Origin of the sequence: Bordetella bronchialis (assembly GCF_001676705.1) — a bacterium.
Classification (GTDB): Bacteria; Pseudomonadota; Gammaproteobacteria; order Burkholderiales; family Burkholderiaceae_B; genus Bordetella_C; species Bordetella_C bronchialis.
On record NZ_CP016170.1, the window covers coordinates 2,394,392 to 2,410,753 of the forward strand.

General features: G+C 70.4%; 1 protein-coding gene. It reads left to right on the forward strand.

What is annotated here, in order from left to right:
• Entirely contained in the window at positions 1 to 16,275 is a 16,275-nt protein-coding gene (locus tag BAU06_RS10715) for a non-ribosomal peptide synthetase (RefSeq protein ID WP_066348481.1), read from the forward strand.
• Positions 16,276 to 16,362 lie beyond the last annotated feature (87 nt).

Consider the following 16,362-nt stretch of genomic DNA (forward strand, 5'->3'; position numbering starts at 1 on the left):
ATGGCATACGATCCGCGCGAACTCGCCCTGCGCATCGCCAGGCTCGAACCGCAGCCGCGCGCCGAGCTGCTGCGGCGCCTGGCCGGGCAGGGTGTGGACATTGCCACCTTGCCCATCGCGCCCTTCCCGGAGACGACGCTTTATCCCTTGTCCTATGCGCAACAGGGGCTGTGGCTGACCTGGCGCATGGACCCGGAGTCCAACGCCTACAACATGGCGGGGCTGCTGGCGCTGGAGGGATCGCTGGATCGCGGCGCGCTGGGCCAGGCGCTGGCCGACCTGACGGCGCGGCATGCCGTGCTGCGCACCGTGTTCGAGGGCGAACAGGATGCACCCATGCAGCGGGTGTTGCCCGCGTCTACGGCCTTGCCGCCCCCATCGGAACTGGACGTCTCCGGCCTGCCGGCCGGGGAGCGCGAAGCGCACGCCCGCCAGATGGCGGCGGATTTCGCGGCGCGGCCTTTCGACCTGGCCGTGGCGCCGGCCTGGCGCGTGGCGCTCATCCGCCTGGATGGCCGCACGCACTGGTTGTCCATCGTCATCCACCACATCCTGGCCGATGGATGGTCGCAGGATGTGCTGCTGAAAGACCTGGCCGCCTGCTATGCCGCCCGCGCCGCCGGACAGGCGCCGGCGCTCGCGCCCTTGCCGATCCAATTCGGCGACTATGCGATATGGCAGCGCGAATGGTATGCCGCCAGCCGGCTGCCGGCACAGCTGGCGTACTGGAAGTCCAGGCTGGATCCCGCCGCCGACACGCTGCGGCTGCCGCTGGACCGGCCGCGTCCGGGTCACCGTTCGGGCCAGGGCGCGACGCTGCGTTTCGTCCTGCCCTCTACCGTCGCCGAGGGCCTCAGGCGCCATGCGCGGGGCGCGGGGGCGTCCCTGTACATGTGCATGCTGGCGCTACTGAAGCTGACGCTGTCCCGCTACTGCGGGCAGGATGACATCGTCGTGGGTTCCCCCGTCGCCGACCGCATGCGCGCGGAAACGCACGGCTTGATCGGCTATCTGACCAATATGACGGTGCTGCGCACCCGTGTCGACACGCGGCAGGGTTTCGGCGCCTTGGTCTCCGCGGTGCGCGCCACGGTGCTCGATGCGCAGGCCAACCAGGACTGCCCCTACGATCTGCTGGTGTCCGAACTGGCGTCGATTCGCACGCCAGGCGTCAACCCGTTATTCCAGGTCAAGTGCACGGAACAGGCCTCGCTGGACGCAATGGCCGTGGGACGCTTCGGCGACCTGCTGCTGCGCGGCGTGCGCGCCACCGCGGAACACGCGCATTTCGACCTGAGCCTGGATTACCAGCCAGAGGGCGATACCATCGCGTGCTCGCTGATCTACCCCACCGATATCTGGGAAGCACACACCATCGAAGGCATCGCGGCTACGTTCGCCGCCTGCGCGGCGGCCGTGGCGCGGGACGCCGACCGGCCGCTGCGCGCGCTGGCGCTGCCAAACGCGGCGCCGGATATCCAGGGCGAGACGGCCCCGTATCCCACCGGCGACATACTGGAACTATGGTCGCGGCAGGCGGCCCGGCATGGCGAGCGCATCGCCGTGCGCGCCGATGCCCAGGCGATCCGCTACCGGGAGCTGGATGCCGCGGCCGATCGCCTGGCGGCGCGGCTGGCGGCCGTCGGCGCGGGACCGGAATCGCGCGTCGGCCTGCACGCGGGGCGTGGCTGCGAGTTCATCGCGGGCCTGCTTGCCATCCTGAAGAGCGGGGCGGCGTGCGTGCCCATGGACCCGGCCATGCCGGCGGAACGGCTGGCCCACCTGCTGCGCGACAGCGGGGCTTGCGCGATCCTGAGCGACGATGCGGCGCAAGGCAGCGCCGCGTGGCGCGGGGACCTTCCCTGCATCGGCCTGGCCGCCGACATGGCAGCCGACATGGCAGCCGACATGGCAGCCGAAGCCGGCGCCTTGCCGGCGTGGCAGGCCCCGCCTGTCCATCCCGCGCAGGCGGCCTACCTGATCTATACCTCCGGCTCCACCGGCACGCCCAAGGGCGTGGTCATCAGCCGCGGGGCCTTGAACAACTATGTGCAAGGGGTGTTGTCGCGCCTGGCCTTGCCCGATGAAGCGGACAGCATGGCCATGGTCTCCACCGTGGCGGCGGACCTGGGCCATACCGTGCTGTTTGGCGCGCTGTGCGCGGGCCGCACGCTGCACATGATCGCGCCGGCGCGGGCGTTCGATCCCGATGGCTTCGCGGCGTATATGGCGGAACATCGGGTCGGGGTACTGAAGATCGTCCCCGGCCATCTGCAGGCCTTGCTGCAGTCGTCGCGCGCGGCGGACGTGCTGCCCCGCCATGTGCTGGTGCTGGGTGGCGAAGCCAGCAGCTGGGCGCTGTATGACCGCATCGCCAGCCTGGCGCCGGCGTGCCGCGTGCTGAATCACTACGGCCCCACCGAAACCACGGTGGGCGTCCTGACCCACGCGGTCTCGCCCGCGGCGGCAAGATTGGCGGACACGGTGCCGGTGGGCCGGCCATTGCCGAATATCCTGGCCAGCGTCCTGGATGGCGACCTGAATCCCTTGCCGCCGGGCGCGGAGGGCGAGCTCTATATCGCCGGCGCTGCCCTGGCGCGCGGCTACCAGGGCCGGCCGGGCCAGACCGCGGAGCGCTTCGTCGCGTCGCCGGCCATGCCCGGGCAGCGCATGTACCGCACCGGCGATCGCGTGCGGGTCCTGCGCGATGGCACGGTGGCCTTCCTGGGCCGTGTCGACGACCAGGTCAAGATCCGCGGCTACCGCGTGGAGCCGGCCGAAGTGGCGGCGGTATTGCGGGCGGTAAAGGGTGTGGACGACGCCGCGGTGGTGCCGCGCGCCGAGCCGGATGGGCGCCTGCAATTGCACGCCTATGTGGCCTGCGGCGGGACGCCCCGCATCGAGGACGCGGGTGCGGACCCGGGTATGGCGCCGAGTATGGGCCCGAGTGTGTGCCCAGCTATGGCCCTGGATGTGGACGCGCTGCGTCGCCATGCGGCGGCGCGGTTGCCGGAATACATGGTGCCGTCCACCATCACCGTGCTGCCGTCCCTGCCGCGTACCGCGAATGGCAAGCTCGACCGCGCCGCCTTGCCGGAGCCCCGCCGCGCCGAGGTATCGGGCTATCGGGCGCCGGAAGGGCCCGTCGAGGAAGCGTTGGCGGCGATCTGGACGGATGTGCTCGGGCTGGCGCGCGTGGGACGCCAGGATAATTTTTTCGAGCTGGGGGGCGACTCTATCCTCAGCCTCAAAGTCATGGCGCGCGCGCGGCGCCAGAAGCTGCGCATCGAGCCGCGCCTGATCTTCGATCACCCGACCTTGCAGGCGCTGGCAAGCGCCATCGCCGCCAACGCCTCCGCGCTTCCGGACGCCGGACCGCGAACAGGCGTGCCCGATGCCGTGCCTGCCGCGGACAATGCCGTCTCCACGGCGCCGCCGCCGGTCATGTCCTATGCCCAGCAGCGGCAATGGTTTCTTTGGCGCCTGGACCCGCAGGGATCGGCTTACCACGTATCGGGCGCCATGCGCCTGCGTGGCGTGCTGCATCGGCAGGCACTGTCGCGCAGCTTCGATGCGCTGGTCCGGCGTCACGCCGGCCTGCGTACCCGCTTCGAGCCCACGCCGGATGGCCTTGCGCGTCCCGTCGTCGAGCCGGGCGGGCCGGTTCGCATCCGCGAATGCGACCTGAGCGCCGCCGGCGACGGTGAGCGCGACGCGCTGGCGCGCGCGCAGGCCCGCGCATGGATCGCCGAGCCCTTCGACTTGCAGGCCGGGCCGCTATTGCGGGTGGGACTGATCGAGCTGGCCGATACGGAGCACGTATTGGTGCTGGCGATGCACCATATCGTGTCCGACGGCTGGTCCATGCAGATCCTGGTGGACGAGTTTTCCGCGCTGTATCGCGCCCATGCCCAGGGGCAGGCGCCATCCCTGCCGGCGATGGCGGGCGACTATGCCGGCTACGCCGCCCGGCAGCGCGCATGGCTGGAGCAGGGCGAGGGCAGGCGCCAGCTCGACTATTGGATGGCGAGGCTGGGCGGAGAGCAGCCGGTGCTGCAATTGCCCGTCGACGCGCCCCGGCGTGCCGACGGAATATATCGCGCGGACACGCACGGCTTCGATGTGCCGGACGCGCTCGCCCAGGCGCTGCGCCAGGCGGCGCGCGCGCACGATGCGACGGTATACGTCGTGCTGCTCGCGGCCTTCCAGGCGCTGCTGCACCGCTATTGCCGCGAGCCCGATATCCGCGTGGGCGTGCCCATCGCCAACCGGCATGGGGAAGGGACGGAACAGGTCATCGGCTTCTTCGTCAACACGCAGGTCATGCGCGCGGAGATCGCGCCCGCCTGCACGCTCGCCGCCCTGGTGGCGCGGACACGCGATGCCGCGCGGCAGGCCCAGGCCCACCAGGATCTGCCGTTCGAACACCTGGTCGAGGCCCTGCAGCCGGACCGCGCCGTCGGACAGACGCCGCTGTTCCAGGTCATGTTCAATCACCAGCGTCCCGACTATGGTTCGCTGCGCGCCTTGCCGGGGCTGGAGGTGGCCGAGTACCCGACGGGCGGTCAGTCCGCCCAGTTCGAGCTGACCTGCAATACGGCGGAACTGCCCGACGGCCGCATCGCCGTCAATCTGGTCTATGCCGGCGAGCTCTTCGAGCGGCGCACGATAGAGCAGTTCGGCCGGCACTACCTGGCCATGCTGGACCAGATCGGGAAGGACGCCGGCATGCCTGTCGCCCGGGTGCCGCTGAACGCGCCTGCGGAACATGCGCGCCTGGCGCGTTGGGGCGCGCGGCGCGCCATCGCGTCCGCGGCCGTCCACGGAGGCATCCATCGTCGCTTCGAAGAAGCCGCGGCCCGCCATCCGCATGCGCCCGCGCTGGCGTGCGGCGATACCGTCCTGGATTACGCCGGACTCAACGCACGCGCCAACCGGCTGGCGCACCGGCTGCGCGCGCGGGGCGTGGGACCGGAAGTCCGCGTCGGGCTGGTGGCCGAGCGCTCGGCCGGCATGGTGGTGGCGATGCTGGCGATCCTGAAGGCCGGGGGCGCGTATGTGCCGCTGGACCCGGACTATCCGGAAGAGCGCTTGCACTACATGGCGCGGGATAGCGGCATCAGGCAGCTGATGATGCAGGCGCGGTTGGCGCCGCGCATGGCCTGGCTGCGGCAGGCATTGCCGCCCGACACGGCCATCGTCGAATTCGCCGACGATGGCTTGCCCGCCGTCCAGGGCGGCGAACCGGACCACGATCCCGGCGTGCGGGTGCGCGACGACCATCTGGCCTATGTCATCTATACCTCCGGTTCGACGGGGCGTCCCAAGGGCGCCCAGCTGGGCCACGGGCAGGTGCTGCGCCTGTTGACGTCCACCGATGCATGGTTCGGTTTCGGGCCCGGCGACGTCTGGACGCTGTTCCACTCCTACGCCTTCGATTTCTCGGTGTGGGAGATCTTCGGCGCGCTGTGCACCGGGGGCAAGCTGGTGGTGGTGCCCTATGCCGTCAGCCGTTCCCCGGAGGACTTCCTGGACCTGTTGCGCGCGCAGCGCGTGTCGGTGCTGAACCAGACTCCCTCGGCCTTCCAGCAACTGATGCAGGCGCCCGGGCTGTACGGCCGTGCCGAAGGCCATGGCCTGGCCTTGCGCACGGTGATATTCGGCGGCGAGGCACTGGACCCGCGCACGCTAAGCGGATGGATGGACCGCTTCGGCGACCGCTCGCCGCGGCTGGTGAATATGTACGGCATCACCGAAACCACCGTACACGTGACGTATCGTCCCATCACGCTGGCCGATGCGCAGGCCGGCAGCAGCCCCATAGGTACCGGCATTCCCGACCTGGGGCTGGCGATCCTGGACGAGGAGCTGGCGCCCGTGCCGATAGGCGTGCCCGGTGAACTCCATGTCAGCGGCGCGGGCCTGGCGCGGGGGTACCTGCATCGCCCCGGCCTGACCGCCGAGCGTTTCATCGCGCATCCCGGCGGCAATGGGGAACGGCTGTACCGCACCGGCGACCTCGCGCGCTGGACGCAGGACGGCCAATTGGAATACCTGGGCCGCCTGGACCAGCAGGTAAAGATCCGGGGTTTTCGTATCGAGTTGGGCGAGATCGAGGCGAGCTTGCTGTCGCGGCCGGGCGTACGCCAGGCGGTGGTGTTGGCGCAGGCAGGGCCGGCGGCGCCCGCACAGCGGGTAGCCGGTGGAGGCTCCCCGCGTACCGCGAGCGAAGCAGGGCTGCCATCCCATGCGACCGCGCCTGCGGGCGCGAACCCGCCGACGGTGATGCCCGGGTCGCCATCCGCCGCCCCGGCCATGCGCCTGGTCGCCTACGTGACGCCAGCCAGCCTGGACACCGCCGCGTTGCGCCATGCCCTGGAGGACGCGCTGCCTTCGTACATGGTGCCGGCCGCTATCGTGGCGCTGGACGCTTTGCCGATCACGGCCAATGGCAAGCTGGACCGCAAGGCGCTGCCGCAAGCCGAGTTTGCCGCCACGGGTGACTATGAGGCGCCACAAGGCGCCGCCGAAGAAGCCTTGGCGGCGATCTGGCAGGAGATCCTGGGGCTGCCCCGCGTCGGGCGGCACGACAACTTCTTCGAGGTGGGCGGCGATTCCATCCTGAGCCTGCGGATCGTGGCCAGGCTGCGGCAGGCCGGCTGGCGGATCAGCCCGCGCCAGGTGTTCGAACGCCAAAGCGTGGCGGCCTTGGCCGAGGTGGCGGTGCGTGTGGCGGGGGACGCGGCAGCGAGCGGGGCCGCAAGCAAGGCCTTGAACCGGATCGCAGGCGGGATCGCGGATGCCGACGAGGCAGTGCCGGGCGCCGACGTGCCATTGCTCCCCATCCAGGCGCAATTCCTGTCGCAACCGCTGCCCAGCCACCATCACTGGAACCAGGCGGTGCTGCTGCGCAGCCAGACGGAGATCGACCTTGGCGCCCTGCATGGCGCGCTCTCGGCGGTGGTGGCGCATCACGATGCGCTGCGGCTGCGCTTTCGCCGTGGCGAAGACGGCCAGTGGGTGTCCGCCTATGCGGACGAGGCCGCGCGCGACGCATCCGCCTCGGTGTGGGACGTGTCCGCGGTCGACCGCGAGGCAATCGAAGCGCATTGCGCACGGGCCCAGGCCAGCCTGGACATTACAGACGGGCCGTTGCTGCGGGCCGTGCGGATGCGGGTGGCCGATGGCAGCTGGCGCCTGCTGCTGGTAATCCATCACCTGGCGGTGGACGGCGTGTCCTGGCGCATCCTGCTGGAGGACCTTGGGCGGGCGTACGAAGCGCTGAGAAGGCAAGCGGCGCCCAAATTGCCGGCGCGCACGGCCAGCTATGGCGCATGGGCGCGGCACCTGCATGAGCAGGCGGAGGTCCATGCCGATGAAGCCCGGTATTGGATGGACTTGCCGGCCGGCGATGCGCCCATGCCGGACCAGCCGGGCGCCAGTGCGCGCGTGCGCGACCAGCGTCATGTCGAGGTCGGCCTGACCCGCGCGCAAACCCAGGCGCTGCTGCGGCAAGCGCCGGCGGCCTACCGCACGCAGGTCAATGACCTGCTGCTGGCCTCGCTCGCGCTGGCGCTGCGGCAATGGCGCGGGTTGGGCCGAATGCGCATCGATCTGGAAGGCCACGGCCGGCAGGCGGCCGGGCCCGATATGGACGTCAGCCGCACGGTGGGATGGTTCACCGCGATCCACCCCGTGGTGCTGGAGACGGATGACGATCCGGCGCTTGCGATCCGCCGCACCAAGGAGCGGCTGCGGGCGGTGCCGCGCCACGGCATGGGCCACGGCGTGCTCGGTCGCTGGGGCGACGCCAAGGTGCGCCAGGCGCTGGCATCGGCGCCGCGCGGCTTCATCCTGTTCAACTACCTGGGCCAGTTCGACGCGGACGTGGCAGGGGAGGGCGACTGGCGCATCGCGAGCGAGGACGTGGGACCGGGCCAGCTTGCCGAGGCGCCGCTGTCGCACGCGCTGACGATCAACGGCCGGGTCTACGACGGGCAGCTCTCGCTGTCGGTGGGGTATAGCGGCCAACAGTGGCGCGAGGACAGCATGCGGGAGCTGGCCGCGTGCTGGACACAAGCGCTGGCGACGGTGATCGCGCACTGCACCAGCGGCGCGCAAGGGGTGACGCCGTCGGACTTCCCGCTGGCGGGGCTGACGCAGGCGGAGCTCGATGCCTTGCCGATCAGTTTTGCGGTCGACCAATGGCAGGACATCTATCCGGTCACGCCGATGCAGGCGGGGATGTTGTTCCACTCGATGTATGAAAAGGACATCGACCGCGAGGCTCGACGCCCACGGTCCGATGGCGCAGTGCATGAGGTCGCTGCCATCACCAACGCTGCCGGTGCTGCCGGTGCTGCCGAGGCCGGTGAAATCCATGTGGCCGATCAAACGGATAAAGCCGACAAGGCCGTTGAAGTCATCAAGGACCAACCCTACATCAACCAATTGCGTGTGGATGTCCGCGGCCTGGACGGTGCCCGCTTCCAGGCGGCATGGGAGTCGGCCGTGGCGCGGCACGAGGTGCTGCGTACGGGCTTTCTCGCCCGTCCGGGCGCTGCCCTGCAATGGGTGGCGCGACAGGTGCGCCTGCCTTTCGAGCGGGCGCAGGTGCACGGCGATGACCGCGCCGTTGCCAAGCGGCTGGACGAACTTGCCGCGCGGCAGCGCGCGCCTGGCTTCGATCTGTCCTGCCCGCCCTTGATGCGCTGCATGCTGGTGCGGGTCAACGACGACTACGATCATTTCATCTGGACGCACCATCACCTGCTGCTGGACGGCTGGAGTACGTCGCAGTTGCTGGGCGAGGTCCTGAGCGACTACGCCGGCAAGCCGGTGGCGCGACCTACAGGGCGTTATCGGGATTACCTGCACTGGCTATCGGTCCGCGACGAAGCGGCAACGCGCGATTATTGGATCGAGCAGCTGCGAGAGCTGGAAGCGCCCACTTTGTTGGCGCGGAGCATTGCGCTGGCAGATATTGCGCCCACCGCAACCTCCGCTTATCCCACCCGCGACGCCACGGGTGCGGGCGGCGAATCCGGGGAAGACCCCAGTCCTGCGACGGACGCGGCATCCCCATCCGCGGACCCTTCTATCCAAGACCTCGATCCCGCTATCCCGGACCTCGGCCATGGCACATGGACGATGGATCTGGATCCCGCGCGGACCGAGGCGCTGGCCGCCTACGCCCGCACCGAGCGCGTGACGCTCAATACCCTGGTGCAGGCGGCCTGGTCCCTGGTGCTGGGCCTGCACACCGGCCAGGAAACCGTGGCCTTCGGTGCGACGACCTCCGGCCGGCCCGACGATCTGCCGGGCGTACAGCGCGTGCCGGGCCTGTACATCAATACGTTGCCCATGCTGGTGCGGCTGCCGGCGGACCAGCCGGTAGGCGAGTGGCTGCGCGATCTGCAAGCGCGCAATGTGGCGGCCCGCGAGCACGAACACACGCCCTTGTATCAGGTGCAGCGCTGGGCCGGGCAGGGCGGCCAGGCGCTGTTCGACACCTTGCTCGTATTCGAAAACTACCCCGTGGACGAGGCGCTGGGGCAATCGCTGCCCGGCGGCGAGCGGTTCTATGGATTGTCCACCACGGAGCAGACCAGTTATCCGCTGACCGTCGTGGTCGCGCAGCGCGGCCGTCTGCACATGCGGCTCAGCTATGACAGGGCGCACTATGGCGATGGGACGATAGCCCGACTGGGGCAGAGGCTATTGCAAGCCCTGCGGCAGTTGAGCGAAAACGCCCGTGCGGGCGTGGGCTCGCTGACATTGCTGGCCGGCGCGGAGCGGGACATCCTGCATCGCTGGAGCATGGGCGGGCAGCTTGAAGCGCATGTCGCGGCGTGGCGGGCGTCGCCGGTCCATGCGGTGATAGCCGAGCAAGCGGCGCGCACGCCGCAGGCGGTCGCGGTGGTCATGGCGTCCGACGATTCGGCGCCTTCATTGACGCTGACTTATGCGGAACTGGAGCTTCAGTCCAACCGGCTGGCGCATCGCCTGGTCTCCTTGGGCGCGGGCCCCGAGCGGCGCGTGGCCATCGCGGCGCAGCGCCATCCCTCGCTGGTCGTGAGCCTGCTGGCCGTGCTGAAGACGGGCGCGGCCTATGTGCCGCTGGATCCGGAGTATCCGGACGAGCGGCTGTCGGGCATGATCGAGGACAGCGCGCCCGCGCTGGTGCTGACGCAATCCTGGCTGGCGCAGCGGGTTCGCGGCTGGATGCCGCAGGACGATCACGCGGCCGGCGCAAGGGCTGGCGGCGGTGCAGAAGGTGTGGATGCTGCGAGTACCGCGAGTGCGGCACCTGTTGCGAGTGCTTCCGGCGTTGCCGCCGCCACGCCTGTGCTGGAAGTCGACACGCTGGATCTGACGGCCGAGCCATCCCACGCCCCCGACATTGCGATCCATCCTGAGCAGGCCTGCTACGCGATCTACACCTCCGGATCGACGGGCAAACCGAAAGGCGCGACCAACCGCCACGTGGGTCTCGGCAACCGGCTGGCATGGATGCAGCAGGCGTTTGGCCTGGGGCCGCGGGACACGGTGTTGCAGAAGACACCGTTCAGCTTCGACGTGTCGGTGTGGGAGTTCTTCTGGCCCTTGATGGCGGGGGCGCGGCTGGCGCTGGCTGGCGTGGGCGAGCATCGGGACGCCGAGCGGCTGCTGGCGCGCATCGTGGAGCATGGCGTGAGCACGCTGCATTTCGTGCCGTCGATGCTGCATGCCTTCGTGTCGTACTGCGAGGCGCAGGCAGATGCACCGGCGCCCATTTCATCGGTAGCCCTTACACCGGCACCCTCTTCATCGGCAGCCCTTACATCGGCACCCCTTACATCAGCAGCCCCTAGATCAACAGCCCCTACATCAACAGCCCCTACATCAACAGCCCCTACATCAACAGCCCTTACGCCGGCACCGCTTACACCGGCACCGCTGCTGTCTTCAGCCCGCAAAGTCCTGCGCCAAGTCTTCTGCAGCGGCGAGGCCCTGCCCGCGGAGCTGTGCGAGCGATTCCAGGCGCTGTTCCCCGGCGTAGCGCTGCACAACCTGTACGGCCCCACGGAAGCGGCCATCGACGTCACGCACTGGGACTGCGCGCGGCCGGGCCCGGCGGGCGTGCCGATCGGCCGTCCGATCGCGGGCCTGCGCACGCACGTGCTGGATGCGCACTTGAACGAAGTGCCGCCGGGCGTGGCCGGAGAGCTGTACCTGGGGGGCATCGGCCTGGGCCGGGGCTACCTGGACCGCCCGGGTCTGAGCACCGAACGCTTCGTCGCCGACCCTTTTGGCAGCGGCGAGCGGCTGTATCGCACGGGCGACCTGGCACGCTGGAATCGCGAAGGCCAGCTGGAATATCTGGGCCGCCTGGATCACCAGGTCAAGCTGCGCGGCCAGCGCATCGAGCTGGGCGAGATCGAAGCGCAGCTGCTGGCGCAAGCGGGGGTGAAGCAGGCCGTGGTGCTGGCGCAGGCCGGACCCGCGGCGTCCGACTCGCCATCCGCTACCTTGGCATCCGCCGCCCCGGCCATGCGCCTGGTTGCCTACGTGACGCCCGCCACCCTGGACATCCCCGCGCTGCGGCAGGCGCTGGAACGCACGCTGCCCGCCTACATGGTGCCGTCCGCCTTCGTGACCCTGGACGCCTTGCCCATCACGGCCAATGGCAAGCTGGACCGCAAGGCGCTGCCGCAAGCCGAGTTCGCCGCCACCACCCACTATGAAGCGCCACAAGGCCCCGCCGAAGAAGCCCTGGCGGCGAGCTGGCAGGAGATCCTGGGCGTGGCCCGCGTCGGCCGCCACGACAACTTCTTCGAAGTGGGCGGCGATTCCATCCTGAGCCTGCAGATCGTCGCGCGCGCCCGCAACGCGGGCTGGCGGATCAGTCCGCGCCAGGTCTTCGAATGCCAGACCGTGGCGGCCCTGGCGGCGGTCGCGGAAGCCATGGACGCCTACGTCACCGGCGATATCTTCGCGGCGCGGGCGGAAATCCCGGACCCTGCGGCCCGGGGCCAGAGTTTGGCGGACTATCCCGACGCGCCGTCCGCCGGCGCGCTGGGCCTGGACGATGCCGACATCCAGGATGTGCACCCGCTGTCGCCCACGCAGGAAGGCATGCTCTTCCACTCCCTGGAGTCCCCGGGCAGCGGCTTGTACGTCAATCAGATCAGCGTGCGCGTGCATGGCGCCGACGCGGCGCGCCTGGCCGATGCGTGGGCCGCCATGGTGGCGCGCCATCCGACGCTGCGTACGTCCTTCCTGTGGCAGGCGGGCATGGCGCGTCCCCTGCAGCTGGTTCATCGGCGGGTCGATCCCGGTGTGGCATTGCTGGATTGGCGCGACCGCGCAAGGCAGGACCAGGACCTGGCGGCCTATGCCGCGCGGGAACTGGAACGCGGCATCGACCTTGCCCGTCCGCCCTTGTCGCGCCTGGCGCTGATCCGCCTGGACGCGGACACGCACCGCTTGATCTGGACGCACCATCACCTGCTGCTCGACGGCTGGAGCGCCTCGCGCCTGGTGGGGGAATGGCTGCGGACCTACGGCGGCGAGACCCTGCCGCCTCCGGGGCCGGCCTACGGGCACTACGTCCGCTGGCTGGGCAGTCAGGACCGCGCGGCCAGCGAACGCTTCTGGAAAGCATCGCTGGATGGCCTGGAAGGCCCGACCTTGCTGGCGCAATGCCCGGGCGCGCGGGCTGTGCCGGAAGAGGAAGGCTACGCCCGCATCTACAGCCGTTTCGACGCGGCCGCGACCGCCGCCCTGCGCGAGTTCGCCCAGTCCCAGCGCATCACCCTGAACACCGTCATCCAGGCGGCCTGGGGCTTGTTGCTGCAGCGTTACGCCGGCAAGGACATGGTCGTGTTCGGCGCAACGGTATCGGGCCGGCCCGCGGCCCTGGATGGCGTGGAGGACATACTGGGGCTCTTCATCAACACTATCCCGGTACCGGTGCGCGCCGCGCCGTCGCGCGCGGTGGGCGACTTCCTGCGCGACCTGCAGGCGGAGAACCTGCGACTGCGCGAACACGAGCATGCCGGCCTGGCGGACATCCAGCGCTGGGCCGGCTCGTCCGGCCGCGCCTTGTTCGACAGCATCATCGTCTTCGAGAACTATCCCGTGGACCGCACGCTGAAGGGACGCGAACGGTACGGCCTGCGCTTCGAGGGCAGCGAGGGCGCGGGCCTGACCGGTTACGTGATGGACATCCAGGTGGTGGCCACGGACGAGATCGAACTGGAATACTGCTATTCCACCGCGCATCTCCCGCAGGCCATGGTGCTGGACCTGCGGCGCCACATGGAACAGTTGTTGCGCGACATCATGCGCGATGCCGGGGCGCCGGTGGGCGAGCTGGGCTGGCTGGACGAGCAGGCCCTGGCACGCCTGCGCGACTGGGGCCGCGACGCGGGCCAGCCGCCGGCCGCCGACCATGGCTACGTGCACCATCTCATCGCCGCCCACGCGGCCCGGCAGCCGGACGCGCTGGCCCTGGTCATGGAGGATGACGAGCACAGCTATGCAAGCCTGGATGCCGCGGCCAATCGCCTGGCCCACCGGCTGATCGAGGCCGGCGTCCGGCCGGAGACCCGCATCGGCGTGGCGATGCCGCGCTCGCTCGATGCGGTCGTGGCCTTTCTGGCGGTGCTGAAGGCGGGCGGCGCCTACGTGCCGATGGACCTGGCGCATCCGCCGGAACGCCTGGCCTATATCGCGCGCGACAGCGGCATGGCGCTGCTGCTGGCCTCGGCGCAGGGGCCAGCGCATTTGTCCGGCCTGGGCGTGCCGGTGCTGGCGTGCGACGCGGCCCTCCTGGCCGACGCGCCGGCGGCGGATCCCGGCGTGCGCCTGTCGCCGGACAACCTGGCCTACATCATTTATACGTCGGGCTCCACGGGCCAGCCCAAGGGCGTGGCGGTCAGCCACGGCCCGCTGGCCATGCATTGCCAGGCCACCGCGCGCATCTACGGCATGACGCGGGATTCGCGCGAACTGCTGTTCATGTCCTTCTCCTTCGACGGCGCGCACGAGCGCTGGCTGACGGCATTGACGACCGGGGCGGGGCTGGCGGTGCGCGGCCCGGAGCTCTGGACGGCGCAGGAAACGCTGCAGGCTTTGCGCCGCTACGGCATCACCCATGCGGCTTTCCCGCCCGCCTATCTGGCGCAGATGGCCGACCATGCCGCCTTGCACGGGAATGCGCCGCCGATGGATCTGTACGTGTTCGGCGGCGAAGCGATGCCGCGCGCCGTCTATGAACGCGTGCTGGCGCACCTTCCGGCGCGCAGCTATATCAATGGCTACGGCCCCACGGAAACGGTGGTCACGCCGCTGATATGGAAGACGCCGGCCGGCCAGGGTTTCGAGTGCGCCTACGCACCCATCGGCCGCACGGTAGGCGAGCGCAGGCTCTATGTGCTGGACGGGGACCTGCGTCCGGTTCCGGCAGGCCATGTGGGCGAGCTGTATATCGGCGGCTACGGCGTGGCGCGCGGCTACCTGGGCCGCGGCGCGCTGACCGCGGAAAGCTTCGTGGCCGATCCCTTCGACGCGCCCGGGGCGCGCATGTATCGCAGCGGGGACCTGGTGCGCTGGCTGCCCGACGGCAACGTCGAGTACATCGGCAGGCGCGATAGCCAGGTGAAGATCCGCGGCTTCCGCATCGAACTGGGCGAGATCGAGGCCCGCATCCTGGCCATGCCGGGCGTGGAGGAAGCGGCCGTCGTCATCCACCAGGGGCCGTCCGGCGCGCAACTGGCCGGCTATATCGGCGTGGGAGACGCAGGGCCCGCGGCCGCCGATTCCCCGGACGCGCCGACGCCCGCCGCGTCCTCGCCTTTGCCGGCGACCGCGCCGGGGGAACAGGCCGCTGCCAACGGGGCCACCGCGGCACAGCTGGGTGCGCGGCTGCGCGCCCAGCTCGCCGCGCAGTTGCCGGACTACATGGTGCCGGCGTCGATCACCGTGCTGCCCCGGCTGCCGCGCCTGGTCAGCGGCAAGCTGGACAGGGAGGCGCTGCCGGCCCCCGGCGCGGGGACGCGGCGCGGCTATGTGGCGCCGTCGACCGAGGCCGCGCGCCAGCTGGCCGCCATCTGGCAGGAAGTGCTAGGCGTGCCTCGCGTGGGCCAGACCGACAATTTCTTCGAACTCGGCGGGGACTCCCTGCTCAGCCTGAAGATGCTGGGCCGCGTACGCCAGCTGGACCAGCCGGAATGGGCCTTCAGCTTGCGCGACCTGATGCAGCGTCCCACCATCGCCGGCTTGCTGGGACTGGAGGAAACCGCCGCGGCCGCGCCTGTCCCGCTGAACGGCGGGCAGGGAGCCGGTGCGCCGCTGTTCTGCGTGCATGCGGGCATGGGCACGCTCTACGACTACCAGCCGCTGGCACGGCGCTTCGACGGCATCCGGCCGGTCTATGGCCTGCCATGCCGCATGCTGCTGGATGGCGCGCACCAGGACTGCTCGTTGGCACAGATGGCGGACGACTACTGCGCCATGGTGACTGCCGCGCGGCCGAGCGGACCCATCCACCTGCTGGGTTGGTCCCTGGGCGGCACCCTGGCGGCGCTGATGGCACAGCGCCTGGAGGCGCAGGGCCGTGCCGTGGCATTCCTGGGCCTGGTGGATCCGTATGTCAGCGGCCTGGAGACCGCGCCGCTGCGCGACTGGCGCGAGGATCTGCTGGACTACGCAAGGCTGATGGTGCCGGACGTCCCGGCCGCCCGCGTCGACGCCTTCCGGGCGGCCTGGCGTGCGGACGAGGGGCCCGTCTCCTTCCCTGGCGCCGTCCATGACCGCGCACTGGCGACGCGTCGGCCGGACGGCGAGACCGGCGCGCCCGTGGCCGCCACGGACGGCGACGAGGCCGCGTCCGGCTTGACGCAGGAAGCCGCCGAAGGGTGGCTGGGCGAACTGCTGCGGGGCGCCAGCGCCGGCCAGGCGGCCTTGGGCGCGCAGGAACTGGCGCGGATTTTCCTGGTGGCCCGGCGCCTGCAGGTGTTGTCGCTCCAGGCCGGTCCGGCGGGCCGCGTCGGGGCGTTGCCGCGCTGCTGGTGGCGCGCGGACCGCGATCCCGTGCAGCGCTGGAGCCTCTCGGCGCAGTTGGGCCATGCGGCCGGCGCCGTACATCGCACCCTGGATGCGGACCACTACGGCATCGTCCGCGCGGATACGCTGTTGGAGCAGGTGGCGGCCGATCTGGCGGCGCTGGAGACGGCGCCGGGGAGCGCCGCGCCGGCCGATATGGACGCGATGGAAGCGGCCGGGGCCTGAAGCCCCGGCCTCGGCCCCGTGGCTCATCGGCCAGCGGCTCGGCAGGCTCAGCGGCTCAGCGGCTCAGTGGCTCGGCAGGCTCAGCGG